Source organism: Pseudomonas sp. MIACH, assembly GCF_001269925.1.
Taxonomy (GTDB): domain Bacteria; phylum Pseudomonadota; class Gammaproteobacteria; order Pseudomonadales; family Pseudomonadaceae; genus Aquipseudomonas.
Map to the genome: position 1 here is coordinate 12,394 of NZ_LHVO01000060.1, position 25,033 is coordinate 37,426.

Annotated in this window: 20 protein-coding genes; 5 read left to right on the top strand and 15 right to left on the bottom strand. The window is 62.4% G+C overall.

Going from position 1 to position 25,033, the window contains the following annotated elements:
* Positions 1-15 precede the first annotated feature (15 nt).
* Genes AD670_RS25530 through glnH form a run of 4 tightly spaced genes read right to left on the bottom strand, consistent with a single transcriptional unit; the run spans position 16 to position 3,236 of the window.
* Positions 16-1,077, bottom strand: a complete 1,062-nt coding sequence (locus tag AD670_RS25530) for a C45 family peptidase (RefSeq protein ID WP_053138943.1) — start codon at positions 1,075-1,077, stop codon at positions 16-18.
* Positions 1,078-1,086: 9 nt separating this feature from the next.
* Positions 1,087-1,809: a glutamine ABC transporter ATP-binding protein GlnQ gene (gene glnQ, locus AD670_RS25535; RefSeq protein WP_053138946.1), complete on the bottom strand. Its 723-nt coding sequence runs from the start codon at positions 1,807-1,809 to the stop codon at positions 1,087-1,089.
* Entirely contained in the window at positions 1,806-2,462 is a 657-nt protein-coding gene (glnP, locus tag AD670_RS25540; RefSeq protein ID WP_053138949.1) for a glutamine ABC transporter permease GlnP, read from the bottom strand. Before glnP ends, glnQ begins: the two co-directional genes overlap by 4 nt.
* 30 nt (positions 2,463-2,492) lie before the next feature.
* On the bottom strand, positions 2,493-3,236 hold the full coding sequence (glnH, locus tag AD670_RS25545; protein WP_027605668.1) for a glutamine ABC transporter substrate-binding protein GlnH: 744 nt from the start codon (positions 3,234-3,236) through the stop codon (positions 2,493-2,495).
* A gap of 360 nt (positions 3,237-3,596) precedes the next feature.
* Here glnH and AD670_RS25550 point away from each other — a divergent pair, with 360 nt between their 5' ends.
* Together AD670_RS25550 and AD670_RS25555 are read left to right on the top strand one after the other, a co-directional pair.
* On the top strand, positions 3,597-4,925 hold the full coding sequence (locus tag AD670_RS25550; protein WP_053138953.1) for an aspartate aminotransferase family protein: 1,329 nt from the start codon (positions 3,597-3,599) through the stop codon (positions 4,923-4,925).
* Between the two features lie 11 nt (positions 4,926-4,936).
* A complete protein-coding gene (locus AD670_RS25555; protein ID WP_053138955.1) occupies positions 4,937-5,500 on the top strand; it encodes a carboxymuconolactone decarboxylase family protein in 564 nt (187 codons plus the stop codon).
* An 18-nt stretch (positions 5,501-5,518) separates the two neighbouring features.
* Here AD670_RS25555 and AD670_RS25560 read toward each other — a convergent pair whose 3' ends face one another.
* The 4 genes from AD670_RS25560 to AD670_RS25575 are packed head-to-tail and all read right to left on the bottom strand — an operon-like array spanning position 5,519 to position 10,179.
* The gene (locus tag AD670_RS25560) at positions 5,519-6,028 is read right to left on the bottom strand and encodes a response regulator (protein WP_053138957.1); all 510 of its coding nucleotides are present in this window, start codon (positions 6,026-6,028) and stop codon (positions 5,519-5,521) included.
* Positions 6,025-8,340 carry an ATP-binding protein gene (locus tag AD670_RS25565; RefSeq protein ID WP_053138960.1) on the bottom strand — a complete coding sequence of 772 codons (2,316 nt, stop codon included), beginning with the start codon at positions 8,338-8,340 and terminating at the stop codon, positions 6,025-6,027. Before AD670_RS25565 ends, AD670_RS25560 begins: the two co-directional genes overlap by 4 nt.
* A gap of 10 nt (positions 8,341-8,350) precedes the next feature.
* Positions 8,351-9,004: a response regulator transcription factor gene (locus AD670_RS25570; RefSeq protein ID WP_053138962.1), complete on the bottom strand. Its 654-nt coding sequence runs from the start codon at positions 9,002-9,004 to the stop codon at positions 8,351-8,353.
* Positions 9,001-10,179, bottom strand: coding sequence for a sensor histidine kinase (locus AD670_RS25575; protein ID WP_053138964.1), 1,179 nt, complete (start codon positions 10,177-10,179; stop codon positions 9,001-9,003). The genes AD670_RS25570 and AD670_RS25575 overlap by 4 nt, the downstream gene beginning before the upstream one ends.
* Before the next feature lie 164 nt (positions 10,180-10,343).
* Between AD670_RS25575 and AD670_RS25580 the strand changes: the two genes are divergently transcribed.
* A complete protein-coding gene (locus AD670_RS25580) occupies positions 10,344-10,862 on the top strand; it encodes an SgcJ/EcaC family oxidoreductase (protein WP_053138965.1) in 519 nt (172 codons plus the stop codon).
* Between the two features lie 490 nt (positions 10,863-11,352).
* Here AD670_RS25580 and AD670_RS25585 read toward each other — a convergent pair whose 3' ends face one another.
* The gene (locus AD670_RS25585; RefSeq protein ID WP_156338312.1) at positions 11,353-13,440 is read right to left on the bottom strand and encodes a TonB-dependent receptor; all 2,088 of its coding nucleotides are present in this window, start codon (positions 13,438-13,440) and stop codon (positions 11,353-11,355) included.
* Positions 13,441-13,522: 82 nt separating this feature from the next.
* The gene (locus AD670_RS25590; protein WP_053138967.1) at positions 13,523-13,912 is read right to left on the bottom strand and encodes a DUF2946 family protein; all 390 of its coding nucleotides are present in this window, start codon (positions 13,910-13,912) and stop codon (positions 13,523-13,525) included.
* A 275-nt stretch (positions 13,913-14,187) separates the two neighbouring features.
* Between AD670_RS25590 and AD670_RS25595 the strand changes: the two genes are divergently transcribed.
* Complete coding sequence (locus tag AD670_RS25595) at positions 14,188-15,519, top strand: ABC transporter substrate-binding protein (RefSeq protein ID WP_053138969.1); 1,332 nt, start codon at positions 14,188-14,190, stop codon at positions 15,517-15,519.
* A gap of 3 nt (positions 15,520-15,522) precedes the next feature.
* On the opposite strand, the gene AD670_RS25600 is transcribed toward AD670_RS25595, so the two are convergent.
* From AD670_RS25600 to AD670_RS25620, 5 genes are read right to left on the bottom strand one after another with little or no spacing between them, the layout of a single operon-like run.
* A complete protein-coding gene (locus AD670_RS25600) occupies positions 15,523-17,145 on the bottom strand; it encodes an ABC transporter ATP-binding protein (RefSeq protein WP_053138970.1) in 1,623 nt (540 codons plus the stop codon).
* Entirely contained in the window at positions 17,142-18,026 is an 885-nt protein-coding gene (locus tag AD670_RS25605; protein WP_053138971.1) for an ABC transporter permease, read from the bottom strand. The genes AD670_RS25600 and AD670_RS25605 overlap by 4 nt, the downstream gene beginning before the upstream one ends.
* Positions 18,027-18,029: 3 nt before the next feature.
* A complete protein-coding gene (locus AD670_RS25610; protein ID WP_053138972.1) occupies positions 18,030-18,980 on the bottom strand; it encodes an ABC transporter permease in 951 nt (316 codons plus the stop codon).
* On the bottom strand, positions 18,977-20,590 hold the full coding sequence (locus AD670_RS25615) for an ABC transporter substrate-binding protein (protein ID WP_053139136.1): 1,614 nt from the start codon (positions 20,588-20,590) through the stop codon (positions 18,977-18,979). Before AD670_RS25615 ends, AD670_RS25610 begins: the two co-directional genes overlap by 4 nt.
* Positions 20,591-20,634: 44 nt before the next feature.
* Positions 20,635-23,067 (bottom strand): TonB-dependent siderophore receptor, encoded by a 2,433-nt coding sequence (locus tag AD670_RS25620; protein WP_082341048.1) that lies wholly within the window; start codon positions 23,065-23,067, stop codon positions 20,635-20,637.
* Positions 23,068-23,600: 533 nt separating this feature from the next.
* Here AD670_RS25620 and AD670_RS25625 point away from each other — a divergent pair.
* Positions 23,601-24,956 (top strand): aromatic acid/H+ symport family MFS transporter, encoded by a 1,356-nt coding sequence (locus AD670_RS25625; RefSeq protein WP_053138974.1) that lies wholly within the window; start codon positions 23,601-23,603, stop codon positions 24,954-24,956.
* Positions 24,957-25,033 lie beyond the last annotated feature (77 nt).

Consider the following 25,033-nt stretch of genomic DNA (forward strand, 5'->3'; position numbering starts at 1 on the left):
GCCTGCGCTCCACCCTCAACGACCCGAACAAGCGTCAATCAATGAGCGGTGGACCACACCTTCAGCATCAGGCTGGTCAGGGTTCGGTTGCGTATAGACGCGCCACTCTACAGTGTTGGCGCTGATCAGAAAAACACCGGTTGCCAGGGTGTTTTCGTTGTCCGAATCATCCGCTGCGCAGCGGTAGACAGGCAGGTCCTGCCCCGAAGTGTCGCGCAGGATACTCAGCGCTACGCTGGCGTCCAGATCGCCAGGAAGCTGATGCAGGCGCTGGTCGATACACTGCTGTCGGGCACCTGAGCTGGCGGTGATGCGCTGTTTCACCTGGCTCAACGACAGCGACACCAGGTGGTTTGAATGCCCCGCCGGCCATTGGATTTCACTGACATTGCTGCCCTCGGCGCTGGCCTCGACACTGACGACTCGGGCACTCCCTACCTGGCCGAAGGTGTGGTGAAACGCCCCGGCGCGATCCGTGCGGGTCACCACGGCAATGGCTTCGTCGATACTGCCGGCGTCAAGGGTCGCGCGCGCCAGGATCTGTCGAGGAATGCCGACAGGAATGCGTGCCGGGCGAATGTTGTTGACGGTCGCCACCAGGCCGCGCTCATTGATCGCCAGTGTGTGCCCTGGCAAGGATCCTGGATAGATAAAGCTGCTGAACGCCAGCCCCGATTCGGGCGTGGCATGCAAGAGCGCGCAATGCCCCTTGAGCTGCGGCAGGCCGTCTTCGTTATGGGCGATCAGCGTACCGGCGCGGGTTGGACCGAACACTGTCGTGCAGCCGTCCACGCTCTGTTCATGTACGTAGTCACCTCGGCAATTCCACATGAACACTTCGTCAAGTGGCAGTTGCAATCCGTCGGCCAGTCCCTCGATTTCCTGCCAGTAACGGGGGAACTCGGTCCGCACCTGTTGACGCATCTGCAACGCCGCAGGGGTTTGAGCCTGCAAGGCCAGGTATTGCCAGAGTGCAAGAGGGCGTAAGTGCCCATGCACGGCGTCCCGACCGAAGACACCCAGCCCGCGACCAATCGCGTAAGCGCTTCCATCAAGGTGAATAGAGGGCAGTGTCATGGCATCTCCTCAGGATACGTGTTGCAGGAATTCCCGCAGGCGGGCACTGGGTGGGTTGGCGATCAGTTCAGCGGGGGCACCGTCCTCGGCGATGCGGCCCTTGTCGATGAAGATCAGGCGCGTGGCGACCTTGCGGGCGAAGTCCACTTCGTGGGTGACGATGACCATCGTCATGCCCTCATCCGCCAGCGACTTCATGACGGTCAGCACCTCGTGGCGCAACTCCGGGTCGAGGGCGGAAGTCGGCTCGTCGAACAGCATCAACTTGGGTTTTACTGCCAGCGCCCTGGCGATCGCCACGCGTTGCTGCTGGCCGCCCGACAGCTCGGAAGGGTAGTGATCGGCACGGTCGGCCAGGCCGACTTTGGCCAAGAGTTCGGCGGCGAGTTTCTCCGCCTCCTTGCGGCTGGCGCCGCGCACGCGCACCGGGCCAAAAGCGACGTTCTGCAGCGCGGTCATCTGTGGGAACAGATGGAACTGCTGGAACACCATGCCCGCTTCCTGGCGAATCAGGCGTTCGTCGACCTTTGGGTTATTGACCTCCAGGCCATCGACCATCAGTTGGCCGTCGGTGACTTCCTCCAGTTTGTTGATGCAGCGCAGCAGCGTCGACTTTCCCGAACCCGAAGGGCCAATGATCACCACCACTTCGCCGCTGGCGATCTTGAGGTTGATGTCGTGCAACACTTGGGTGCTGCCGAAGTGCTTGGAAACACCTTTGAACTCAATCATAGGATTTTCAGCCTCGATTCCATGCGCCGCAGGACATAGCTCAGCACCAGGGTAATGATCAGATAGATGACGGCAACTGCAGACCAGATCTCCATGGCGCGGAAATTACCGGCGATGACTTCCTGGCCCTGGCGCGTCAGTTCGGCGACGCCGATGACAATGAACAGCGACGTATCCTTGATGCTGACAATCCACTGGTTGCCCAGCGCCGGGATCATGCGTCGAAACGCCAACGGTGCGATGACGTAGCGCAGCGTGTCGCGCTTGGACAAACCCAGCGCCAGCCCCGCTTCGCGAAAGCCACGGTGGATCGACAGCACCGCACCACGGGTGATCTCGGCGATGTAGGCCCCGGAGTTGAGCATGATGGTCACCACGGCTGCGGTGAAAGGGTCGATGCGCACAGGAACCATCATGGGCAAGGCGAAGTAGATAAACATCACCTGCACCATGATCGGCGTGCCACGGATCAGTTCAATAAACACAAGCGCAACGCGGCTGCTGAAAAAACCGCCGTAGGCGCGGGCAAAGCCCGCGACCACGCCGATCACGGCACCACCGATAAGACCCAGGATCGAAATCCACAAGGTCAGCTTGGCGCCTTCGAGCAGTACCGGCAGCGCATCCCAAATGGCGCTCCATTGGAAATGCATGCTGAATTCTCTATTGATGAAGGGCGGGAGTTATTTCGGGTCAGTGCCGAACCATTTGCGGTAGATCTGCGCATAGGTACCGTTTTCACGGATCTTTTTCAGCGCGGCGTTGACCGGTTCACGCAGTTCGCTGCCTTTTGGGAAGCCGATGCCGTACTGCTGGGCGAGCATCTGCTGGCCGACCGCTTTTACCTGGCCTTCGCCGGCTGTCTTGATGTAGTACAGGACGTTCGGCGTATCGTGCATGGCGGCGTCGACACGGCCAGTGCGCAATTCAAGGTAGGCATTGTCGATATTGGGGAACTGACGCAGGTCGCTGGCCTTCAGGTTGGCCTTGGCATAATCCGCCGCCGACGTACCGCTTTTCACCGCCAGGGTCTTGCCGGCGATGTCCGCCTCACCTTTGATCGTGTCGTTGTCGCTCTTGACCATTAGGAGAAAGCCGCTGTCGTAGTAGCCGTCGGAAAAATCGATGGCTTGCTTGCGCTCTTCCTTAATGGTGATACCGGCCAACGCCACGTCGACATTGCGGGTTTGCAGGGCAGGGATGATGCCATTGAAATCCATGGGTTTGAGCTGGTAGGTCACGCCCATTTCTTTCGCGATCGCCGCCCACAGGTCGATATCGAAACCCACGTATTCGTTGCCCTGCTTGAACTCGAAAGGCACGAATGCCGTATCGGTGGCCACCAGCAATTCCTTGCCGGCAGCGAACGAGCTTGAGGTGGTGAGCAGTGCCATTACCGCCAGTGAGGCCTTCAGAAAGTTCTTCATGCGTGTTTTCTCTTCAGGGGGATACAAGCCCCAAGGCAAGCCTGGGACGGTGGGGATAGCGGCAGTTTAATTTTTGAGTGATGCATCACGACCCACTCCATTTTTTTATTGTTGGCCCGGCTAGCCATCCGAGAAAGGAGGCGCACGAAACATTTGCTCTTTCGCAAAATATACATGCATTTAATTTGCATGCAACTATATTTTGCTTGTTGAGATTCAGTCCGATAGGTTGGTTTTATCCAGTAAATACTGGGTTTTATAGTGTTTTAGCCGGGTTTCCTGGTCTCGAACGTCTTGCAAAAATTAATTGCATTTAAAATCTATGCATCTATTATTTGCAAAAATATCGGGAGCGTCACCATGAGCCACGTCTTTCATCGCAGCCTTACACAGAGCTACCCAATGGCCGTCCGGGGCGAAGGGCCTTATCTGATCGACAGCGACAACCGTCGCTACCTGGATGCCAGCGGTGGGGCGGCGGTGTCATGCCTGGGCCATAGCGACCCCCAGGTGATCGAAGCCGTGCGTCAACAGGTGGGGCAGTTGGCCTACGCACACACTTCGTTCTTCACCACCCAGGTCATGGAAGAACTGGCGGATTTCCTGGTTGCCCGCGCACCCGAAGGTATTGCCTCGGTGTACTTCGTCTCGGGTGGGTCCGAAGCGATAGAAGCGGCATTGAAATTGGCCCGCCAGTATTTCATCGAGGTGGGCCAGCCTCAGCGCAAGCACTTGATCGCCCGTCGCCAGAGCTACCACGGCAATACCCTCGGGGCATTGGCAACCGGTGGCAATGAGTGGCGGCGCAGGCAGTTTGAACCGCTGCTGATTGGCGTGAGCCATGTCAGCCCGTGCTATGCCTACCGCGAGCAACAACCGGGCGAAACCGTTGAGGCCATGGGTGTGCGCCTGGCGGCAGAGTTGGAGGCGGAGATCCTGCGGCTGGGGGCTGAAAATGTCATGGCGTTTGTGGCCGAGCCCGTCGTAGGGGCGACGCTGGGTGCCGTGGTCGCAGTGCCAGGCTACTTCAAGCGCATTCGCGAGGTGTGCGACCGCTACGGGGTGTTGCTGATCCTTGATGAGGTCATGTGCGGCATGGGCCGTACCGGAACCCTGTTTGCCGCCGAGCAGGAGGGCATCACCGCTGACCTGATCACCATCGCCAAAGGCCTGGGCGCGGGCTACCAGCCGATAGGTGCAACGTTGGTGAGTCAGAGAATCCGTGACGCCATTGCGGCGGGCTCAGGGTTTTTCCAGCATGGTCACACCTATATCGGCCACGCCACCGCCTGCGCGGCCGCACTGGCGGTGCAGAAAGCCATCGAGTCCCGCGGCTTGCTGGACCGGGTCAACCACTTGGGCGCAGGTCTGCGTGAACGTCTGCTGGCGCAGTTGGGCGAGCATCCGCATGTGGGTGAGATTCGCGGGCGCGGGTTATTCCAGGGCATTGAGTTGGTTGCCGACCGAGCCAGCAAGACCCCGTTCGACCCCGCGCTCAAGCTGCACGCCAAACTCAAGCAGTCCGCCATGGCGGCAGGCCTGATGTGCTACCCGATGGGGGGCACGGTGGATGGGTTGCGGGGCGATCATATCCTGCTGGCGCCGCCGTTCATTCTCGAGGATTGTCACTTGGATGAGATAACCGACAAACTCCTGAGTGCGGTGAACAGCACATTGAAAAGCCTCTGAGGAAATAGCGCATGACGATTCAATCGCGGCTCAGCGAATTGACTGAAGCGACCATGGACGACGCTCAGCGCGCAGTGCTCAAGGACATTCTCGCGGGACCACGCGGGAACCTGGACGGCCCATTCCTGGCGTGGATTCAAAGCCCGGAACTGGCCAATCATGCGCAGCGCCTGGGGGCGTTCTGTCGGTATGGCACTCGGCTCGAACTGCGCCTGAGCGAACTTGCGATCCTGTTCACTGCCGCGTGGTGGCAGTCCCAGGCGGAGTGGCAGATTCATGAGCCTATCGCACGTTCGGCGGGGGTGGCTGATGCGGTGATCGAGGCGTTGCGTGAGCGGGCAGTTCCGGTCTTTACGCGTGAGGACGAACAACTGGTCTATCGGTTAGGCAAGACGTTGTACGAGACGCGTCGAATCGACGACGCGCTGTATGCGCAGGCGATCCAAGTGTTCGGGGAGCCCGCCGTGGTCGAATTGGTCGGGGTCTTCGGTTATTACGCCCTGGTGGCGATGACCCTGAATGTGTTTGCCGTTCGCCGTGATACCGATACACCGCTGCCATTTGTTGAACCTTGAAAGCTGAGCTCGCGGGCGCTAGCAGCGTCGTATCGCGGTTGACGCCGGCGCCGCCTCGACGTTGCCGGGCGTGGGGGTAGCACCGCGCCGCTGCAACAACTCAATCTGATCCGCCGGCACCAGCGTCCGCAAGGTCTTGTACAGCACCCGGGTTTCCAGCAGGTTCCACACCCGCAGCATGGTTTCCAGCGCGTCGAGGGGTTTGCTGATGAAGTCCCGGGCGCCCAGGGCCAGGGCGCGCAGGCGCGTGTCGCGGGTGGCGTCGGCGGTGAGCACCAGGATCGGCAGGTATTCACCCTGGGGGATGCGTCGGTGAAGCTGTTCCAGCACCGCAAAGCCGTCGAGCTCCGGCATGTGCAGGTCAAGGATCACCAGGTCAGGTTCGAAGCTGTTGAACAACTCCAGGGTGCGCAGCGGCTGGGTGCTGCTCAGCACGTTGGTCAGGCCTTCGCGCGCCAGCAGTTGCTCCACCAGGTCGAGGTTCGGGCGTTGGTCGTCGATGATCAGAATACGCAGGTCGAGGTTCACGCGGGCTCCGGAAAAGCTTGGTCGAGGTGGGCGAGAAAGGCGGGCACGTTGATCGGTTTGTTCAATACGGCAGTGGCGCCTGCTTCCTGCAACGCCTGGCGGGTAAGGTCGCTGGCGTCGGCGGTGATCATCAGCACCGGCGTGTCGCGGGTGATCGGTGACTGACGCAAGCGTTGCAGCACCTTCAAGCCATTGATGTCCGGCAACGACACATCCAGCAGAATCAACTGGGGTGCGTGCTGCGCGGCGAGGTCCAGGCCCAGTTGGCCTTGCATGCTCGACAGCAGTCGTATGCCGGGCCGGCGTTGCAGCAGGGTTTCGATCAGCGCCAGGCTGGAGAGGTTGTCTTCGATGCACAACACCTTGCCCTGGAAGGGGCTGGCGACGGGGGCAGGGCGCTTCAATTCGGTGTCGATGACGGGGGTGGCAATCGGCTGGGATTGCGCCACGCGTGCGAATGGCAATTGCACCGTGAAACGTGAGCCGATGCCGGGTTGGCTCTGCACGTCGAGTTGACCGTCCATGTTTTCCAGCAGGCTTTTACTCAAAGCCAGGCCCAGGCCGCTGCCTTCCACATTCGGGTCGGCCCCCAGGCGCTCGAACGGTTTGAACAGTTGCCCCATATGATCGGCGGCGATGCCTTTGCCGGTGTCGCAGACCGACACGCTGATCCGCTGGTCGTGGATATCGACCTCAATGCTCACCTGGCCATCGCGCCGGTTGTATTTGATCGCATTGGACAGCAGGTTCAGCAGCACCTGGGTCAGACGCTGGCGGTCGGCAACGATGCCCGTATCCGCCGCCAGCGTCGGCAGTGGCTGCAACTGCACGCCCGCGTCGGTGGCCATGGGCGATACCAGCGTCAACGCTTCCTGCAATGCGCTCGCCAGCGGGATCGGGCCGATATTCAACGCCAGGCTTCCGGCCTCGATCTTGGCGATATCCAACACTTCGTTGATCAGCGTGAGCAGGTGCTGGCCGGCGCGCAGAATGTGACCGACATCGGCCTTTTGCGCCTTGGGCGCGTCCATGTCCAACAACTGCGCAAAGCCCAGGATCGAGTTGAGCGGGGTGCGCAGTTCGTGGCTCATGCGCGACAGAAACTCGCTTTTGGCGCGGCTGGCGCGTTCGGCTTCCTCGCGGGCGGTGCGCAGGGCAATCTCCGCCGCACGGCGGTCGGTGATGTCGCGGGTGATCTTGGAAAAACCGCGCAGGGCGCCGGTGCCGTCGTATTGCGCCGTGATCACCACGCTGGCCCAGAACCGCGTGCCGTCCTTGCGGCAGCGCCAGCCTTCTTCGGTGTAATCGCCGTTGCGGGTGGCTTCGCGCAACGCCATGTCCGGGTGCTGCGGGCATTCCTGGGGCAGGTAGAACAGTGAGAAATGCTGGCCGATGATCTCCTGCTCGGTATAGCCCTTGATCCGCTCGGCGCCGTTGTTCCAACTGGTGACATGGCCCGCCGTGTCGAGGGCGAAGATCCCGTAGTCCTTGACCCCATCGATGATCAGTCGCAAACGTTCTTCGTTGTCGCGCAAGGCGCGTTCGCGTTCGGCCAGCAATAACCCGGCCTCCACCAGGCTGGTGCCCAACTGGCCGATCTCGTCTTTTTCCGGTGGCTGCGGCAGCAGCGGCGAGCCCAGGGCCAGGCGCTGGGCATTGCGCTGCACATTCTGCACCCGGGCGACAATGCCCTTGGACAGAAACAGCACCGCGACAATCGCGCCGAACAACCCGCAGATCGCCGCCAGCCAGGTGGACAGCAACAAGCGTTGGCGGGTTTCGGAGGCGGCGGCGCTGCGCTCGGCCAGCAACGACTCCTCAAGGGTGAGCATGGTGCTGATGTGTTGGCGCAGCGCATCGAGGATGTGCTTGTTGCTGATCAGGATGGCACTGATGGACTCCGGTGTGGCGTCCCTGTCCTTGAGCATTTCCTCCAGCCCGTCGACCTTGCCGTCGATCAACGGCTTGATCGCGCTGAGCTGCTCGCGCACCCGTTGATCGCGCACGTTGCGGTCCAGTCTGCGCAGGGCTGACTCGATCTGGGGCTTGGCGTTGAGGTAGCTGGGCAGGAAGTCTTCGCGGCGGGTGAGCAGGTAACCGCGCACACTGGCGGCGGCTTCCGCGAGCAGGGTATGCACGGCCTGAATATCGCTTTGCACGCGTAAAACACGGCGCACATCTTCTTCGGCGCGGGCGGTCTGGCGTTCCGTGGTGTAGATCAGCACCAGGGACAACAACAGCACCACCAGTGGCAGCGAAATCACCACCAGCGCCTTGCCGCGCAGCGGCAGGTCAGCCCAGCGCCTTCTCATTTGGGCCGCCTCATGCTGGCGTCACCAGGCCCAAGGCGATGCCCCGCACGGCGGCCTGGGTGCGGTCGGCCGCGCCGAGCTTGCCGATTACGCGCTCGACATGGGCCTTGGCCGTGCCTGTGGTAATGCCCAGGTGTTCGCCGATGGCCCGGTTGCTCATACCGTTGGCGACCAAACCGAGGACCTGGCGTTCCCGTGGGGTGAGCGGTTCGCTGGGGGCGGCACCGCTGGCCTGGCGTTCGGTCATGCGCCGCAACAGCCGCGCGCTGACCGCCGTGTTGAGCGCCTCGCCGCCAGCGGCCACTTGTTGCAGCGCCTGGATCACCTCGGCGCGGCTGGCATCTTTAAGCAGATAGCCCACCGCACCGGCATTCATGGCCGCCTCCAGGTACTCGGGGCTGTCGTCCATGGTGAACATCACCACCTTCACCGCTGGCAGGCGTTGTTGCAGCAAGCGTGCGGCGCCCAAACCGTTGAGCCCGGGCATGCGGATGTCGAGGATGACGATGTCGGGCAGAAGCTGTTCGCACAGTTCCACCGCCTGCAGGCCATCACTGGCTTGACCGACCACTTCGAACTGCGGATGGCCGGCCAGCAGGGAGACGAAACCGGTGCGCGTGACTTCATGATCGTCCGCCAGCACCAGGCGCAAGACGTGGGTCATTGGGGTACTCCAATCAAGTGGGCTGGCACGCGCGCGTGCAGTTGGGTACCGCCGTCGACTGCGCTGACGCAGGTGAAGCTGCCGCCCAGCAGGCTGGCGCGCTCCTGCATGGTGGCGAGGCCCAGATGCTGGGCGTCATCGAGGGATGGCGCCGAGGTGAAGCCTTTGCCGTTGTCGTCCAGCCGCAGGGACGCCTGGCCGTCGTGCAGCGCCAGGGTCAGCTGCACCCGACTGGCGCGCGCATGCTTGAGCACATTGTTGATGGCTTCCTGGCCAATGCGGAACAAGGCGATTTCCACCTGGCTGGGTAAGCGCGTCTCACAGTGCGCCTGCCACACCACGTTGATTCCGGCGTCACGCAGGCGGTCGGCTTCTTTATCGAGAGCTTTGAACAAGCCGAAATCATCCAGCACCGTGGGACGCAGGCCGGCGATCAGTTGCCGGCCCTCGCCAACCGAGTGTTGGGCCAGGGTAAGAATCGCCTGCAGGTCGGCGGCCAATGCCTCCGGCAGCGGCGGGCAGCGCCCGGCAAAGCCTTGCAGCCGTTGATGCAGGCCCGCCAGGGTTTGCGCCAGGCCATCGTGCAGGTCGTAGGCGACGCGCTTGCGTTCGTCCTCCTGGGCGCGGAGCAAGCGGTTGACCAGGTCGGACAGGGTTTTGTCGCGCAGCTTGAGGGTGGTCAGCAGCCGATCGTTTTCCAGGTGGGCCGCCAGCAAGGTAGCGAGCAGTTGCAGGGATTCGCTGTCTTCGTGTTCCGGCGCCCGCAGGCTGACGCTATTGCCCAGCACCAGTACGCCAAACGCATCGCCGTCACCGGCGCGCAACGGCACTTGCAAGACGCTGGGCAAGTCCTCTGATGGGCGTTCCTGCCAACACGGTGTGCGCAGGCTGCGGTCGGCGAGGGCGGCCAGGCTGTTCAATCGCGCAGGGTTGCCGTGGCGGGCGCTGGTGTAGGCGACGCCCTCGGCGTCCCACTCCTGCAGCAGCCCGTGGTCCATCGCCAGAAACGCGCAGGCCCGGGCGAGCACGCGTTCGCGCATGGCGTCGGGGGCCAACTGGCGCAGTTGCTGGCCGGTATCCACCAACAGGCGCAGGCGCGCCGTACGACTTTCCGATTGGCGGAAATGCGCGCGCATGGCCAAGGCGCTGCCGGGGTCATGGGGCGTGTCATGCATAGGTGATGCTCCATTGCTGCGGGCGCGAGGGGTAGCTATTAAACATGGTCGGACCCCTCGGGCGCTATCTGCCAAATGGCATAGGTAAATACCTCCGGTTGGCCGATGGCGGCCGGCGGGCAGGTTGGCAAAGTGGCCTCAACGACGACCACTGGAGTAACGCCATGAAATTCAAGATCGCCCCAATCGCCCTGATGTTTGCCCTGAGCGTACCGTTTGTTCACGCCGCCGAGACGGCCCCGTATGTCTACCGTGAAGTGGCCCAGGCGCCGGCCAATGTGAAAGACCGCGAGATTGCCGGTTTATTCGACCGCTGGAACAGCGCCTTGCAGACCGGCAACGTGAAATCCGTGGTCGACCTGTACGCGCCGGGTGCGGTGTTGCAGCCGACCGTGTCCAACCAGGTGCGTACGACGCCGGAGCAGATCACCGACTATTTCGACCACTTCCTGGCGCTCAAGCCGGTGGGCCAGATCAACTACCGCGAGATCCGCCAACTGGGCAGTAACGTGGCCATGGACAGTGGTGTCTACACCTTCACCCTGACCGAGTCGGACGGCAAGGTGCGCCATGTGCAGGCACGCTACACCTTCGTCTATGAGCAGGTGGGTGGCCAGTGGAAAATTCTTAACCATCACTCTTCGGCGATGCCTGAGGTACAGGCCAAGCACGCTAAGCAGTAATGGTTGGAGGAAAAATGCCCATCCCTTGGCCGGGGGTGGGCATTTTTTTGTTGTGGCTGGGAGATTGTTGCTGTGACGGATCCACAGCCTGGCGACATTTGACTGATTGTCTCCGATCCAAATGCGGGAGGGGGGCACCACCTCTTCGACGCAGCGCTGTCGCCCAGTAAACTGGAACCTCTGTGGCGAGCGGGCTTGCCCCGCGTTGGGGTGCGAAGCGCCCCTGATGAATACGAATGCGGTGTGTCAAGCACGCCTCTGCGCCTGGTTTTGGGGCTGCTGCGCAGCCCAACGCGGGACAAGCCCGCTCGCCACAACAGCGCTGTCTGTCGGGCATTCAGCGTTGAGCCAAAGTTGTGTAGATACCCGTGCCCCGATGGCGGCTTTACAGCCGACCAGGATATTGGATCAGACCGAATACATATCCGTTGCTGCGGTAACGGCGGTTATTGGTTCCGCACTTACAGCGGGCTTGTGTGCTCTCACCCATTCAGAAGTCCAGCGTCACCCCGCTATACAGCGCACGTCCGTCACCCGGGGAGTGCAGCGACGCTTTGGCACCGTCCGGGTCATACCAGGCGTACTCGTAGTAGCGGTTGGTGAGGTTTTTCAGTTGCAGGTCGACACTGAGCGACTCCGTCACCTGATAGGTCGCGCCCAGGTTCATCAATACGTAGCCGCCGTAAGCTCCCTGAATGTTCTCGCGTTCCAGGTAGTAGGAGGTCTGGCCGTTCATCCAGGCGGTCAGTTGCAGGGCTGGCGTGGCCTTGAAGCTGATGCCGGCGTTGTACAGGTGATGGGGGATGTGGTCGATTTCCTGGCCTTTGCTGTTGGGCAGCGTCGCGCTGGGTTGGAGGATTTTCGAGTATTGCCAGGCATAGGCCAGCCAGATCTCGGTGCGCTCATTCGGGTGCAGGTTCAGCTGCGCGTCGTAACCCCAACGGCGGGTTTCGCCGACGTTGTCCGACTCGCCGCTGGGGTCGTTGAGTCGGCGGCTGACTTCGCCACTGGCCTGCTGTTGCCAGTACGCCACACGCCCGTCGATCCAATCGGCGGGGGTGAATTTGATCCCGGTTTCCCAACCGTCGTTGATGGACGGCGCCAGGTCGGTGTCCCTGGGCGGAATCTTGTAGGCCGCCGCGCCGCTGCCGACCTGGAACGTGCGCCCCCAGTTGGCGTACACGCTGGCCACGTCCCAGGGTGAGTACACCACGCTGAGTTTGGGTTGCTTGATCAGCCCGTAGTCGTTGATGTCGTAGTCCTGGCCGGTCATTTCGTTGGTGAAGCTGCCCTGGATCTTGTCGACGCGATACGCCGGGATGATCTTCAACGACTCGAACGGCTTGATCTCGGCCTGCACATAGGCGCCGTAGGTGTCGAAGTCGAACTGCTGGTCGCGGGTTTGTGCCAGGCGCGCGCGGTCGAGGGTGCGGTAGCGCTCGCTTTTGTTCTGTTGCTGTTGGGTATCGGCGCCGCCTTCCAGGGCGAAGTCATACAGCCAACTGACGTGCGGGCGCCAGGTCAGGGACGTGAGGGCGCCGTACTGGGTTTCGTAGGCGTCGCGCTCCTGTTGGGCACTGGTGCGCCAGTACTGGGTCCAGCGTCGGTCATCGAACGTGTTGACGTAGGTTTTCGCCGACCAGGCAAGGGTGTCGGCCAGGTCGGTGTCGAAGTGCACACTGACTTGGTTCATCCGGCGGGTGCCTTTGTCGGTGGCGTTGTAGCGGTTGGTCATTTTTGGATGCTGGCGGGCATCCTCTTCAGTCAAATAGCCCGGCTCCTGGGCATCGGTTTCATAGTGACGGGCGATCAGTCCGAGGCGGTAGCTGTTGTCGTCCGGGGTGTAGAACCACTTGCCGGACATCGAGAATTTGTCCGCCTCGGCATGGTCGCGGTAGCCGTCAGACTTCTGGTAGGCGAAGAAGTAATTCTGCGTCCAATTGCTGCCCTGGATGCCTTTGGCGAACTGCGTTTCCTGGGTGTTGAAGCTGCCATAGCGCAGGCGCGCCTTGGTGTAGTCTCCGCCCGTGCGGGTGAGCATATTGACGTTGCCGGCGATGTTGTTCAGGCCATAGCGCGCATCGCTGGTGCCGCGCACCACTTCGATACTGTCCAGCTCCATCGGGAAAATCATGTCCATAAACGGCATGTTGCCGTCGTTGCTGTTGCTCGGAATACCATCGATCAGCAGCTTCACCGCATTCACTTCGCCTTCGCCGTTGAAGCCGCGAAAGGAGATCTTGCCGGAGGTGGTGCCCTGATTGAACTCGGTGAGCATCACCCCCGGCGCACGGCTGAACAGCTCCCAGCTGTAGTTGACCGGCATTTTTTCGAGGATATCGGCGCCGAGAATATCCACCGAGCTGAGCACGCTGGCGGTACTCAACGGGCCGCTGGCGCCGCTTGCGCCCTGGACAGTGACGGTGCCGAGGGTCAGGGCCGAGTCTTCGCTTTTGCTGGCTTGGGCAAGTGCCGAAGATAACGGGTTGAGGGCGAACAGGCCGGCTGAAATCAGCGGCCACAGGCGACGGGACACGGAGTGACGCTGCGCACGAGGCGCAGTAAAGGGAGCAGGCATGGAACACTTCCTGATGACCAAAAACTTCAAGGACGTTTCAGCCATCCCCGGGAGGTGGCCGAACACGTAAGGTTTGGGGCGATCAGGCGATAGGAGAGGCGCGCGGGTTCAGGTTCGGCCAACGCACCTTGGGTTGCAGCGTCGGTAGCAACGGGTTGTCGAGGGCGATATCGGGTGTATAGCGCGGCAGCAGATGACGGTAGTGGCTGGAGGGCAGGGCGGCCAGCCCGGCATGGCCACAGCAGCAATCGCCGTGCTTCATGGCGGTGGGTGCCGGGGCCGACTGCGACGGGTCGATCAGCTTGGCAAAGCCTGGCGGCAGGGCTTGCGAGGCGCCGCCGGTGCAGAACCCACCCCACAGCATCAGGCCGATGTCCGGCGTTTGCAGGGCACGGCTCAGCGGCATGGCCAGCATGTTGAGCAACAGGGCCAGGCAGGCGATCCAGGGGCTGATCCGTTTGAACATAGCCATCGACGCAATCGACGCAAAAGGGCGGGTATTTAGCCGCAGTTCTGGCACGAAGTAAAACGCGCTATTTTGCCGCAGGCCGGGCGACCGAGCGCGGTGTTGGTGGCGCAACAGCGGTTCAATAAAGTGTTCGATTCTCCTGGCGGTGAAGGGTCACTGGTACAGCGCCAACCCTCGAAGTGAGGGGCTTATAGGCTTGGCATGAATTGTGTTGTGACCCGATTGGCGCTGACCCGACAACGGGAGGGAAACCTCACCTTTCATAAGAAACCACACCCATGCACAACGTCTTGCAACGCACAGTCATCGCCAGCCTGCTGGCACTCGGCGTCTTCGGCGGGCCTGTTGCCCAGGCCGCCAACGATCAACAGTTCATCCCGCTTGCCACCTACCGGGTCGGCGCCTACGCTTCCAGCGGCATTCCGTGGTGGGCGGGGGAGATTGATTACTTTCGCTACATCAACGAGGTCGAAGGCGGCGTGAACGGCGTCAAGCTGGTCTGGCAGGAATGCGAGACGGAGTGGAAGACCGACCGCATCATTGAATGCTACGAGCGCTACAAAGGCGGCCTGGACGGCGCGCCCACCGGGTTCTTCTTCACCCACAGCACCCCGGCTTCCTACGCGCTGATGGACCGTGCCGCCGTTGACCACATCCCGCTGATCGATGGCGCCGGTGGGCGTACCGAATCCACCGATGGCCGCGTGTTCCCTTACGCGTTCCCGCTGTTGCTCAACTACTACGGCCAGGCGTCGGTGGGCATCAACTACATCGCCCAGCGCGAAGGCGGCCTGGACAAGCTCAAGGGCAAGAAGATCGTCACCGTCTACCACGACTCCGCCTACGGCCGCGAAACCCAGGCGGCCATGCAGTTGCTCGCGCAAAAGTACGGCTTCGAGAACATCCAGATCCCCGTGGCCGATCCCGGCAACGAGCAGTCGACCCAATGGCGCCAGGTACGCCAGATCAACCCGGACTGGGTGTTCCTGCGCACGTGGGGCGTGTCCACCCCGGTCGGCATCAAGACCGCCGTGCGTTTTGGCATCCCCGTGGACCGCCTGATCGGGGATGTGTGGGCCGGCTCCGAAGCCGACGTGATACCCGCCGGCACCGCCGCCAAGGGCTACCAGGCGCTGGCGCCGTTCCCCGGTGGCGACAGCTTCGAGATCCATAAAAAGCTCAAGCAGTTCATCCTCGATCCCGGCAAGAGCAACCTCAAGGACCCCAGCTACTTCGGCAAGGTCTACTACAACATCGGCCTGATCAACGCCGCGATTGCTGTCGAAGCGCTGCGCACCGGCCAGGCCAAATTCGGCAACCGCGCGCTGAACGGCGAGGAAACCCGCTGGGCGTTCGAACACCTGAATATCGACGCTGCACGCCTCAAGGCCATGGGCTTCGAAGGGCTGTTGGCGCCGTTGACATTGTCCTGCGCCGACCATGAAGGCGGCGGGGCCGCCCGGGTGCAGCAGTGGGATGGGCAAAAGTGGGTGCTGGTGACCGACTGGCTGCAAGCCGACCGCGCCACGTTGCGCCCATTGATCGAAGCCAAGTCCGCCGCGTATGCCCAGGAGAAGGGCATCGTGGCGCGGGACTGCTCGGCGCAGTAAATCTCAGGCGGCGCTTGCCGTAAGTTGCCGGCCAGGGATGGCGGCAATCAGTTCGCGGGTGTAGTCGCTGGCCGGCTGGTTGAAGATCTGCGCCACCGAGCCTTGCTCAACCACGCGGCCATTGCGCAGCACCAGCACCTCATGGGCGAAGTTGGCCACCACTGACAAGTCGTGGGACACCAGCACGTAGGCGATGCCCATCTCCCGTTGCAGCTCTTGCAGCAAGTCGAGAATACGCGCCTGCACCGACACATCCAGGGCGCTGACCGGTTCATCCAGCAACAGCAGGTCGGGTTTCAACGCCAAGGCCCTGGCGATGGCGACCCGTTGGCACTGCCCACCCGACAGTTCACGGGGCAGACGATCCAGAAAGCTCACCGGCAGGTGCACGCGGCCGATCAACTCCCGCGCTGCCTGCTCCAGGGCGGCGCCCTTGAGCAAGCCGAACGAGACCAGCGGCTCCACAATGCTGTCGAATACCGTGAAGCGCGGGTCCAGCGCTGCGAAGGGGTTTTGTTGCACCAGTTGCAGGCGTTGGCGCAGTGGGCGGAAGTCGCGCCAACTGAGGTCGGTGACGTCCTGTTGTTCGAACCAGACCCGTCCCTGGCTGGGTTTGTCCAGGCCCAGGGCGATGCGCAGCGCCGTGCTCTTGCCCGAGCCGGATTCGCCGACGATGGCCAGGGTCTGGCCGGGGTACACCTCCAGGCTCAGATCTTCCAAGGCCACGAACGTAGAAGCTTCGCCCTTGACCTTGGGCAGGGCAAAGGTCTTGCCGACGTTGTGCAGGCGCAGGATCGGCTGGTGCCCGATGTCGAGGTTGATCAATGGCTCACGCCGCTTGGCGAAGGCGGGAGCGGCGGCAATCAGCGCGCGGGTGTAATCGTGGCTGGGGCGCGCGAGGATCTGCCGTGGCGGTCCTTGTTCGACCACTTCGCCCTGTTGCATCACCAGGACGCGGTCGGCACGGTCGAGGGCTACGCCCAGGTCATGGGTGATGATCAGCAGGGAAATGCCACGCTCACTGACCAAACGCTGCAAGTGGTCGAGGATCTTGCGCTGCACCGTCACATCGAGGGCGCTGGTGGGCTCGTCGGCGATGATCAGGCGCGGGTTGCCAGCCAGGGCGATGGCGATCAGCACGCGCTGGCGCATGCCGCCGGAAAGCTCATGGGGATACTGGCGTGCGCGCAGTACCGGCTTGTCGATGCCCACCTGTTGCAGCAGCTCGACAATGTCGGCGTCGACAGCCGGGTAGCGTTTGCCCTTGGCGAGTACCAGCGCCTCGGCGATTTGCTGGCCGATGCGCAGGGTCGGATTGAGGCTGACCATCGGGTCTTGGGGCACCAGGCCGATGGTGCGGCCACGCAAGGTGCGTTTCTGGCGTTCGCTGGCGTGGGTCAGGTCGGTGCCGTCGACCCACAGCTCGCCGGCGCTGATCTGCGCGTTAACGGGCAGCAGGCCGAGAATGGCGTTGGCCAGGGTTGTCTTGCCGGAGCCGGATTCACCGACAATCGCCAGCGTCTCGCCTTGGGCGAGGGTCAGTGACAGGCGATTGACCGCCGTATGGCCGTGTCCATAGCTGACACTGAGGTGGCGAACATCGACTAATGGGGGCAGGGCGCTCATCGCTGGATCTCCTCGAACGTGCGGGCAATATGGTTAAGGCTGAACACCACGGCGACCAGGAACAGGCCAGGCAATAACGAGACCCACGGCGCAGTGATCAGAAAGTGCCGGCCGTTGGCAATCAACGTGCCCCATTCCGCCGCCGGTGGTGCTGCGCCGAAACCGAGAAAACTCAGGCCGGCGGTGGCAAGGATCGCCGCGCCGAAATCCAGGGTGGCCAACACCGCCACCGGGCCCCAGGCGTTGGGCAGAATGTGCCGCAACAAGGTGCGGCCCCAACTGGCACCGCCCAGGCGAGCGGCTTCGACATAGGGCAGGGTTTTCACCCGTAGCACTTCGGCGCGGGTGGTGCGGGCAAAGCCCGGAATGATGCCCATGCCCACGGCAATCGCCACGGGCACCGTACCGAAGCCGATGGCCGTGACAATCGCCAGGGCCAGCAGCAGGCCGGGCAGGGCGAGCAGCACATCGACAAAGCGCATGATCACCGCATCGATACGGCCACCGGCAAACCCGGACAAAATGCCCAGCCCCAGCCCGCCCACCAGTGCGATGCCGACGGCCAGGGAGGCGGCCAGCACTGACAGGCTGGCGCCGTACACCACGCGGGTGAACAGGTCGCGGCCCAGCTCATCGGTGCCGAACCAGTGGGTCAGGTTGGGGGCGCTGAGTTTGGCGGCGGGCGCGGTGGCGTAAGGGTCGAAGCTGCTCAGCAACTGCGGCGTCACGGCGGCGACCAGCGAGAACAGCACCACCAGCACCGCCAGGCTGAACCCTGGCCGGCGCAGCAATGGCAAGAGTGTCGCCGTCGCGCGTTGCCAGGGGCTGCGGCAGCGCCAGAGTGTTTCGCTGCGGATCAGTTTCCGGGTAAGCGTCGTCATGGTCTAGGACACCTTGGGCGTGTGGGAGATGCGCGGGTCGAGCCACGGATACAACAGGTCCACCAGCAGGTTCACCAGGACAAATGCCGCCGCCGAAACTGCGACGATGGCCAGCACCACCGGAATGTCCTGGCGCAACACCGCCTCCTGGGCCAGGCGGCCGATGCCGGAGCGGGCGAAGATGGTTTCCACCAGCACCGCACCCGACACGGTGTTACCCACCTGCAGGCCGATCAGGGTGAGGATCGGCAGCGCCGCGTTCCTGAAGGCGTGGCGGGCTTGCACCTGGCCCCGGCTCAGGCCCTTGGCGTAGGCGGTGACGATATAGGACTCCTTCCACACGCCCTGGAAGCTGCGTTGCAGCACCTGGGCGTACACCGCGGCGCTCGGAATCGCCAGGGTGACTGCCGGCAGCACCAGACTTTCGAAGCCCTTGCTGCCGGTGGCGGGAAACCAGCCCAGGCCAAATGCAAACACCTGGATCAGCAGCAAGCCCATCCAGAACACCGGCACCGAAAAGCCCAGGGACGGCAAGCGCGCCAGGGCTTTTTTCAACGGTTGCCAGCGGATGTACGCGGTGAGGTAAGCCAGGCCGATACCGCCGAGCAGCGACAGCACAATCGCCAGGCCGGCCAGGGACAGCGTCTGGGGCAGGCGTTCGGCGAGTAACTCGGCCACCGGGCGATTGAGCGACAGTGACTGCCCGAAATCACCGTGCAGTGCACCCAGGAGCAGGTCGATATATTGCTCGAACAGGCCTTTATCCAGCCCGTAGTAGGCGCGCGCCTTGGCCAGGTCTTCCACCGACAGGGCGTCGGCTTCCATGCCGGACGCACTGAGCATGATCGACAAGGTATCGCCCGGCAGCAGATAGAGAATGAAGTAGGTGATGCTATAGGCCCCCCATAGCACCAGCAGCGCCTGGCCGACCCGGCCGATCAGGTAGCGGCTCATGGCGTGCCGACCTCAATGTCACCCAACAGGGCAAAGCCTTCGGCGGTCCAGCGGAAGTTTTTCACTTTGGGCGACGTCGCGGCCTGCCACACGCGCTCATACACCGGGAACGCCGAGCCTTCGTCGATCAGCAGGTCTTGCAGGTCGCCGTAGGCTGCCGCCCTTTGAGCGCTTTGGGTCGCGGTGATGCCGGCGTCAAACAAGCCCTTGGCGCGCTCAAGCACGTGTGGCTCAAAGATGTTCGTCGCTACGGTTGAGCTGTTGGCGGTACGTGGATCAAGGATGGTTTGCAGGATGATCGGATCGGCGCGGGTCATGTAGCTGATCGTCAGGTCGTAGTTGCCGGCGGAGTTGTTGGCGACCCATTCGGCACGCGTTACCACGCTGAGTTTTACTTCAATGCCGACCTTGCGCAGTTGGTCCTGCAGCAGCACGTCGCCTGCGGTCTCGGCCTGCATGACGTTGTAGTTCAGGCTCAGGCGCTTACCGTCCTTCTGTCGGTAGCCGTCTGCCCCTTTGGCCCAGCCGGCATTGTCCAACAGGCGCTCGGCGCCCGCCGGGTCGTAGGCGAGCTTGGCGCCCTGGCTCTTGAAGTAAGGCGTGGTCACATCAAAGATGCCGTCTACCACCGCGAACTCGTCGTTGTAGACGGTACTCGCGTAGCTCTTGCGGTCGATGGCTTTCTGCACGGCGAGACGCACCTGTTTATCGGCCAATACGCGACCGCCACGGGTGTTGGGAAACAGGTTCAGGGAGGGGCCTGGCAGCGAGCGGCTCTGGATAGTCGCGCCCTTGGATTGGAACAGTTTCAGGTCGAGTTCCGAGAATGGGTTGCGTGGCCACAGAATGTCGGCCTTGCCTTGCAGGAACAGGCCGTTACGCACGCTTTCCTCGGGGATGTAGGTGACGTCCACCGCATCCAGGTGCGCTTCGCCCTGGTTTTTCATATTCGCCGACGCCCAGGCGTAACCCTTGCGCTTGGTCAGGTGCGCGCCGACTTCCGGGGTGTAGCTGGCCAATACGAACGGGCCGGTACCGATGATCTTGCCGAGCGAACGCTCCTTGACGCTCAGCGCGTAGGAGGCCGGTGCGAGGATGGCCAGATTGGTCGTGGAGGTCGCCTGCAGGAAGCCCGCATTGGGCTTGGCGAGCACCAGCTTGACGGTGAAGTCGTCGACCATTTCGGCGTGATCAAAGCCCGCCAGGTACGTCGCGCCGAAGGTGGCCGGCAGTTCGGTAGCCAGCGCCTTATTGCTGTCGAACGCGGTTTTCACGGCCTTGGCATCGAAGCGTTCGCCGTTGCTGAAGGTGACGTTGTCGCGCAGGTGGAAGGTGTAGGTCAACGCGTCGTCACTGACTTCCCAGCTTTTCGCCAGCCAGGGAATGATCTTGCCGGTTTCCGGGTCCTGGTCGGTGAGGGATTCGGCGATATTGCGCAGCAGCACCCGGTGTTCGAGCCAATAGACCTGGAACGGGTCAACGCTGACCAAGATGGTGTTGTCGCCAAAGAAGGCGATGTTCAGGGTCTTGCCGGCCTGGCTGTCACTGCCCGCAGGCGAGCAGGCGGCCAGGCTTAACGCCAGGACGCAAGGGGCCAATAGACGGCTCATCAAGTTGGAGGTGTTCAATGGGATGCCCTCGTATGGCGATTGGCTTAGAAGTCGTAGGCCAGCTTGGTGTACCAGTAGCCGCCGCCGGGGTAGAACGGCGGGTTACCGTAGGGCGCCAGGCCCAGGTTGCTGTAGACGGCGTGCCGGTCGGGGCGCACGTCGAAGATGTTGGTGCCGCCGATGCTGACGGTGATCTGGTCGACGAAGGTGTAGCTGACGTCCAGGTCGGTGATCCATTTCGCGCCGAAACTGCGGTCGCCGGTGGGGTTGACCGCCAGGGTCTTGACCGCGCCATAGCGACTGGTCTGCAGGTTCACGGCGAGGTCCTCGACCTTCCAGTTGGCGCCCAGGATCCATTTGGTCTTGGGCGAGGCTTGCGTGAGATCGCCTTCGCGGTCGCGGCCCACCAGGGTGACGCCGGAGTTGGCCAGCGCACTCGGGGTGTCCCGGGTGCCTTCGATAGTGGTCTTGTTCCAGTTGAAGCCCAGGCTCCAGCGCACATCGCCCCAGGCATCCAGCGGCGTGGTGTGGTCGGCGACCACGTCCAGGCCACGGGTGCGGGTATCGAACGCGTTGGTGTAGTAGTTGACCCAGGTCCCCGAGGGCACGCCTTGGGCGGTGAGGATGCCGTTGATCACGCCGTTGCCCTGATCGTAGATATTGCTGGTCAGGGCGATGCGGTCGTCGATGTCGATCAGGTAAGCGTCGGCGGTGATGCTGGTGCGCGGTGCCGGCTGCCAGGTCAAACCCAGCCCGAGGTTGCGTGACTTTTCCGGCTTGAGGTCATCGCCGCCCAAGGCCTTGGCCAGGTTGCTGCCCGACGGGGTCAGGCGGGTCACGGCAGGCACCACGTTGCCGTTCACGTCGACGGCCACCCGGTTGTCGGCCACGGTGTAGCCGATCTGGGTCAGTGACGGTGCACGGAAGCCGGTGCCGACGGTGCCGCGCACGGCCACGCTGTCGGTCAATTCGTAGCGCGAATTCACTTTGAGGCCGAAGGTGTTGCCCGAGTCGTCATCGTAATGTTCGATGCGCCCGGCGACGTCGAGAAACCAGCGTTCGGTCAGGTCGAAGCCCAGGTCCAGGTAGCCGGCGTAGTTGTTGCGGATCAAGCTGACTTCATCCTCCGGGCGAATCGTCACCGCCGCCTGTGCGCCCGATGCCGCCGGGTAGGTGCCGGTGATATAGGCCTCGGGGTCACCGGCGAAGGTGCTGAAATGTTCCCAGCGATGCTCCAGGCCTGCCGACACCTGCACCGGCGAGGTCAGGTTGAACAGGCTGTCGTAACGGCGGGTGATGTCCAGGTTGTTCACCCACTGCTCGAAGCGGAAGGTCGCCAGGTTGTCGAACTTGGTCGGCGAGGCGGTGCCCAGGGACGGGTTGATATTCAGGTCGCTGGAATGGTGGACGTTGTTGCGTCCGTAGGTGGTGCTCAGGTCCCAGTTCCACTCGGCCGCTTGGCCCTTGCCGCCGAACAGCAGTTGGTAGTCGCGGTCCTTGATGTTGTTCAGTGGGTAGTAACCGTCGGGGAACACCTCGGGCACGGCGGCCCGGCCGGTCGGCAGGCGGAAGTAGTTGGCGGCCTCGGCATCGCGCTCGCCGTAGGTGGAGAACGAGTAGAGCGTCAGGTCTTCCAGGGGCAGTTCGGCGTTGTAGGCGAGGTTGAAGGCCTTCAGGTCCGGGTCGCCGTTCTTGATGGCCACGCGGTCCCAGGCCGCTTCCTTGGCGGGGTCGTTGAAGGCGCGCACGCTGCTGTCGGCCTTGTCGTTCCACGCTGCTTCGCCGCGTTTGCGTGCGTCTGCAGAGAGGTGGAAAAAGCCGCCGTCGCCGAGCTTGAAACCCTGGTCGCCGGCCACCTTGATCGTTTCCCCCTGGCCGGAAAACAACTGCCCATAACTGGTTTCCAGGTGCCCGCCGCTGTTGCCGGTCTTGAGGATGATATTGATCACCCCGGCCACGGCGTCAGAACCGTACTGGGCCGCCGCGCTGTCTTTGAGCACCTCGATATGGTCCACCGAACTGACCGGAATCAGGTCGATGTCCACCGCATTGGCGCCGCTGTTGTCGATCGAGCCGCGCTGACCTGTGGCGCCGTTGTGCCGGCGTTTGCCGTTGACCAGCACCAGGGTGTAGGCCGGACCAAGGCTGCGGTTGCTCAGCGGGCGGGTCACCGAGTTGTAGCCGGCGATATTGGTGCCGAAGTTGAACGATGGCAGCAGCTTGGCAATCGCCTCGGACAACTCGGCACGCCCGGTCTTGAGCAACTGCTCGCTGTTGATCACATCAATCGGCGCCGGGCTGTCGGCCACTGTGCGCTGCTGGCCACGCAGGCCGGTGGAGATCACGGTGACGGTGCCAAGCTGGGCATCCTCGGTGGCGGCCTCGGCGAAGGAGGGCGCGCCTGCCAGCAACAGTGAGCTGGTCAGCAGTGACAGGTGGAATTTTCTGAGGGGCAGTGGGGAGGTGAGGTCTGGCATGTCGGAAAGGGTCCATGTAAGCCTGCTGAAGGCTCCTGGTGGTCGGGGGACGTCCTCCGCCAGGCATGGGGTCGGTCTGTGAAATGAAGATATCTCTATAAAAAACCTTGGGGAAAGTCTTTTTTGGAATAAGCTAATTATTATAAATTGTTATCTTGTGAATTTATAAGATCATCTATTTTTATTATGTGGCGATGCCTTGCCGTGGCGGGAACGTTCGGCTCACAAAACAGCGGATCGACGAACGCGTATCAAGACATTTCGCCGCCCAAGGCACTGGCAAACCGCCCGCCGCGGCGTATCGCGCTGCGTCGTATCAGCATACCTCCAGGGTATTCATGCAGACCTTATCCATATTGGACGGTCGCAACCCCAGGCATCAGCCTGAGCCCGATAACTGACAGAGGCGCAACCCTGAGCGTGCTTTTAAGTGAGCACATCCAGGTTCACGCCCTGGCGAGCATCGTGACCTCGGCTCACGCGCACTCCACCTGCAGACATTGACTCACAACAACAAAAAAGAGAGCACTGCCATGCGTACCCATGATGTCCATTCGATTATTGATAATGCGCCGTTCAATCGTTTTCACTGGTTGGTCCTGAGCCTGTGTGCGCTGCTGTTGATCTTTGACGGCTATGACCTGTTCATCTACGGCGTGGTCCTGCCGTCGATCATGCGCGAGTGGGGGCTGACACCCATGGAAGCCGGCGTCCTGGGCAGCTATGCGCTGTTCGGCATGATGTTCGGCGCGCTGGTATTCGGCACCCTGGCGGACCGTTGGGGCCGCAAGAAGGGCATCGTGTTCTGTTTTGTGTTGTTCAGCATTGCCACCGTGGTCAACGGCTTTGCCAGCAGCCCCACCGAGTTCGGCATCTGCCGCTTTATCGCCGGGCTCGGCTGTGGCGGATTGATGCCCAACGCTGCGGCCCTGATCAACGAATATGCGCCGAAGAAAGTGCGTAGCACCCTGATGGCGGTCATGTTCGGCGGTTATTCCCTAGGGGGCATGCTGGCGGCCAGCGTGGGGATTTTCATGCTGCCGAGCTTCGGTTGGTCGTCGATGTTTTTCGTCGCGGTGATCCCGCTGCTGCTGTTGCCGCTGATTATGTACTGGTTGCCTGAATCCATCGCTTTCCTGATCCGCCAGGGCCGCGTGGAACAGGCACGGGTGCTGCTTAATCGCTTGTCGCCGGGTACCCCGATCAATGCGGGGGACGAGTTGCTCATCACCGACGGCAAAGGCCAGGGCGCCTCGGTGATGGCGCTGTTTCGCGAAGGTTTGGCGGTGCGCACGGCGATGATCTGGACGGCGTTTTTCTGCTGCCTGCTGATGGTCTATGCCTTGAGCTCGTGGCTGCCCAAGCTGATGGCCGGCGCCGGCTACAGCCTGGGCTCAAGCCTGTCGTTCCTGATTGCGCTGAACCTGGGCGGGATGGCAGGCGCACTCATCGGCGGTTGGTTGGGGGATCGGCTGAACCTGGTGAAGGTGGTGATCGGCTTTTTTATCGCTGCGGTGCTATCGATCAGCCTCTTGGGCATCAACAGTCCGATGCCGGTCCTGTACCTGCTGATCTTTATCGCGGGCGCTACCACCATCGGCACGCAAATCCTGCTGTACGCGGGGGCGGCGCAACTCTATGGCCTTTCCATGCGTGCCACGGGCCTGGGCTGGGCGTCCGGCATCGGTCGCAATGGCGCCATCGTCGGCCCGCTGCTGGGCGGTGCGCTGATGGCAATCGAACTGCCCCTGCAATTGAACTTCATGGCCTTTGCCATTCCCGGTGCCATTGCGGCGCTGGCGATGACTGTGTTCGCCTTGAATGAGCGGCGCAGCGCTGTCGCGTTGCCGGCTGCCCAGCTCACTTCAACGCCGGATCTCCAGCGTTAAGTCGCTTCCACAACTGCATCACCACCTGCGCCTGACGAGCCGGGCAATCTGCTGCATGCCGCGACTCATGGAGGCGT

What these genes read in the sequence shown, in the direction of transcription:
- AD670_RS25595 (WP_053138969.1), top strand. Translation starts at nt 14,188, where the DNA reads ATGCACAACGTCTTGCAACGCACAGTCATCGCCAGCCTGCTGGCACTC.
- AD670_RS25620 (WP_082341048.1), bottom strand. Translation starts at nt 23,067, where the DNA reads ATGCCAGACCTCACCTCCCCACTGCCCCTCAGAAAATTCCACCTGTCA.
- glnQ (WP_053138946.1), bottom strand. Translation starts at nt 1,809, where the DNA reads ATGATTGAGTTCAAAGGTGTTTCCAAGCACTTCGGCAGCACCCAAGTG.
- AD670_RS25555 (WP_053138955.1), top strand. Translation starts at nt 4,937, where the DNA reads ATGACGATTCAATCGCGGCTCAGCGAATTGACTGAAGCGACCATGGAC.
- AD670_RS25590 (WP_053138967.1), bottom strand. Translation starts at nt 13,912, where the DNA reads ATGGCTATGTTCAAACGGATCAGCCCCTGGATCGCCTGCCTGGCCCTG.
- AD670_RS25575 (WP_053138964.1), bottom strand. Translation starts at nt 10,179, where the DNA reads ATGCATGACACGCCCCATGACCCCGGCAGCGCCTTGGCCATGCGCGCG.
- AD670_RS25605 (WP_053138971.1), bottom strand. Translation starts at nt 18,026, where the DNA reads ATGACGACGCTTACCCGGAAACTGATCCGCAGCGAAACACTCTGGCGC.
- AD670_RS25600 (WP_053138970.1), bottom strand. Translation starts at nt 17,145, where the DNA reads ATGAGCGCCCTGCCCCCATTAGTCGATGTTCGCCACCTCAGTGTCAGC.
- AD670_RS25585 (WP_156338312.1), bottom strand. Translation starts at nt 13,440, where the DNA reads ATGCCTGCTCCCTTTACTGCGCCTCGTGCGCAGCGTCACTCCGTGTCC.
- AD670_RS25565 (WP_053138960.1), bottom strand. Translation starts at nt 8,340, where the DNA reads ATGAGAAGGCGCTGGGCTGACCTGCCGCTGCGCGGCAAGGCGCTGGTG.
- glnP (WP_053138949.1), bottom strand. Translation starts at nt 2,462, where the DNA reads ATGCATTTCCAATGGAGCGCCATTTGGGATGCGCTGCCGGTACTGCTC.
- AD670_RS25610 (WP_053138972.1), bottom strand. Translation starts at nt 18,980, where the DNA reads ATGAGCCGCTACCTGATCGGCCGGGTCGGCCAGGCGCTGCTGGTGCTA.
- AD670_RS25580 (WP_053138965.1), top strand. Translation starts at nt 10,344, where the DNA reads ATGAAATTCAAGATCGCCCCAATCGCCCTGATGTTTGCCCTGAGCGTA.
- AD670_RS25530 (WP_053138943.1), bottom strand. Translation starts at nt 1,077, where the DNA reads ATGACACTGCCCTCTATTCACCTTGATGGAAGCGCTTACGCGATTGGT.
- AD670_RS25570 (WP_053138962.1), bottom strand. Translation starts at nt 9,004, where the DNA reads ATGACCCACGTCTTGCGCCTGGTGCTGGCGGACGATCATGAAGTCACG.
- AD670_RS25550 (WP_053138953.1), top strand. Translation starts at nt 3,597, where the DNA reads ATGAGCCACGTCTTTCATCGCAGCCTTACACAGAGCTACCCAATGGCC.
- AD670_RS25615 (WP_053139136.1), bottom strand. Translation starts at nt 20,590, where the DNA reads ATGAGCCGTCTATTGGCCCCTTGCGTCCTGGCGTTAAGCCTGGCCGCC.
- glnH (WP_027605668.1), bottom strand. Translation starts at nt 3,236, where the DNA reads ATGAAGAACTTTCTGAAGGCCTCACTGGCGGTAATGGCACTGCTCACC.
- AD670_RS25625 (WP_053138974.1), top strand. Translation starts at nt 23,601, where the DNA reads ATGCGTACCCATGATGTCCATTCGATTATTGATAATGCGCCGTTCAAT.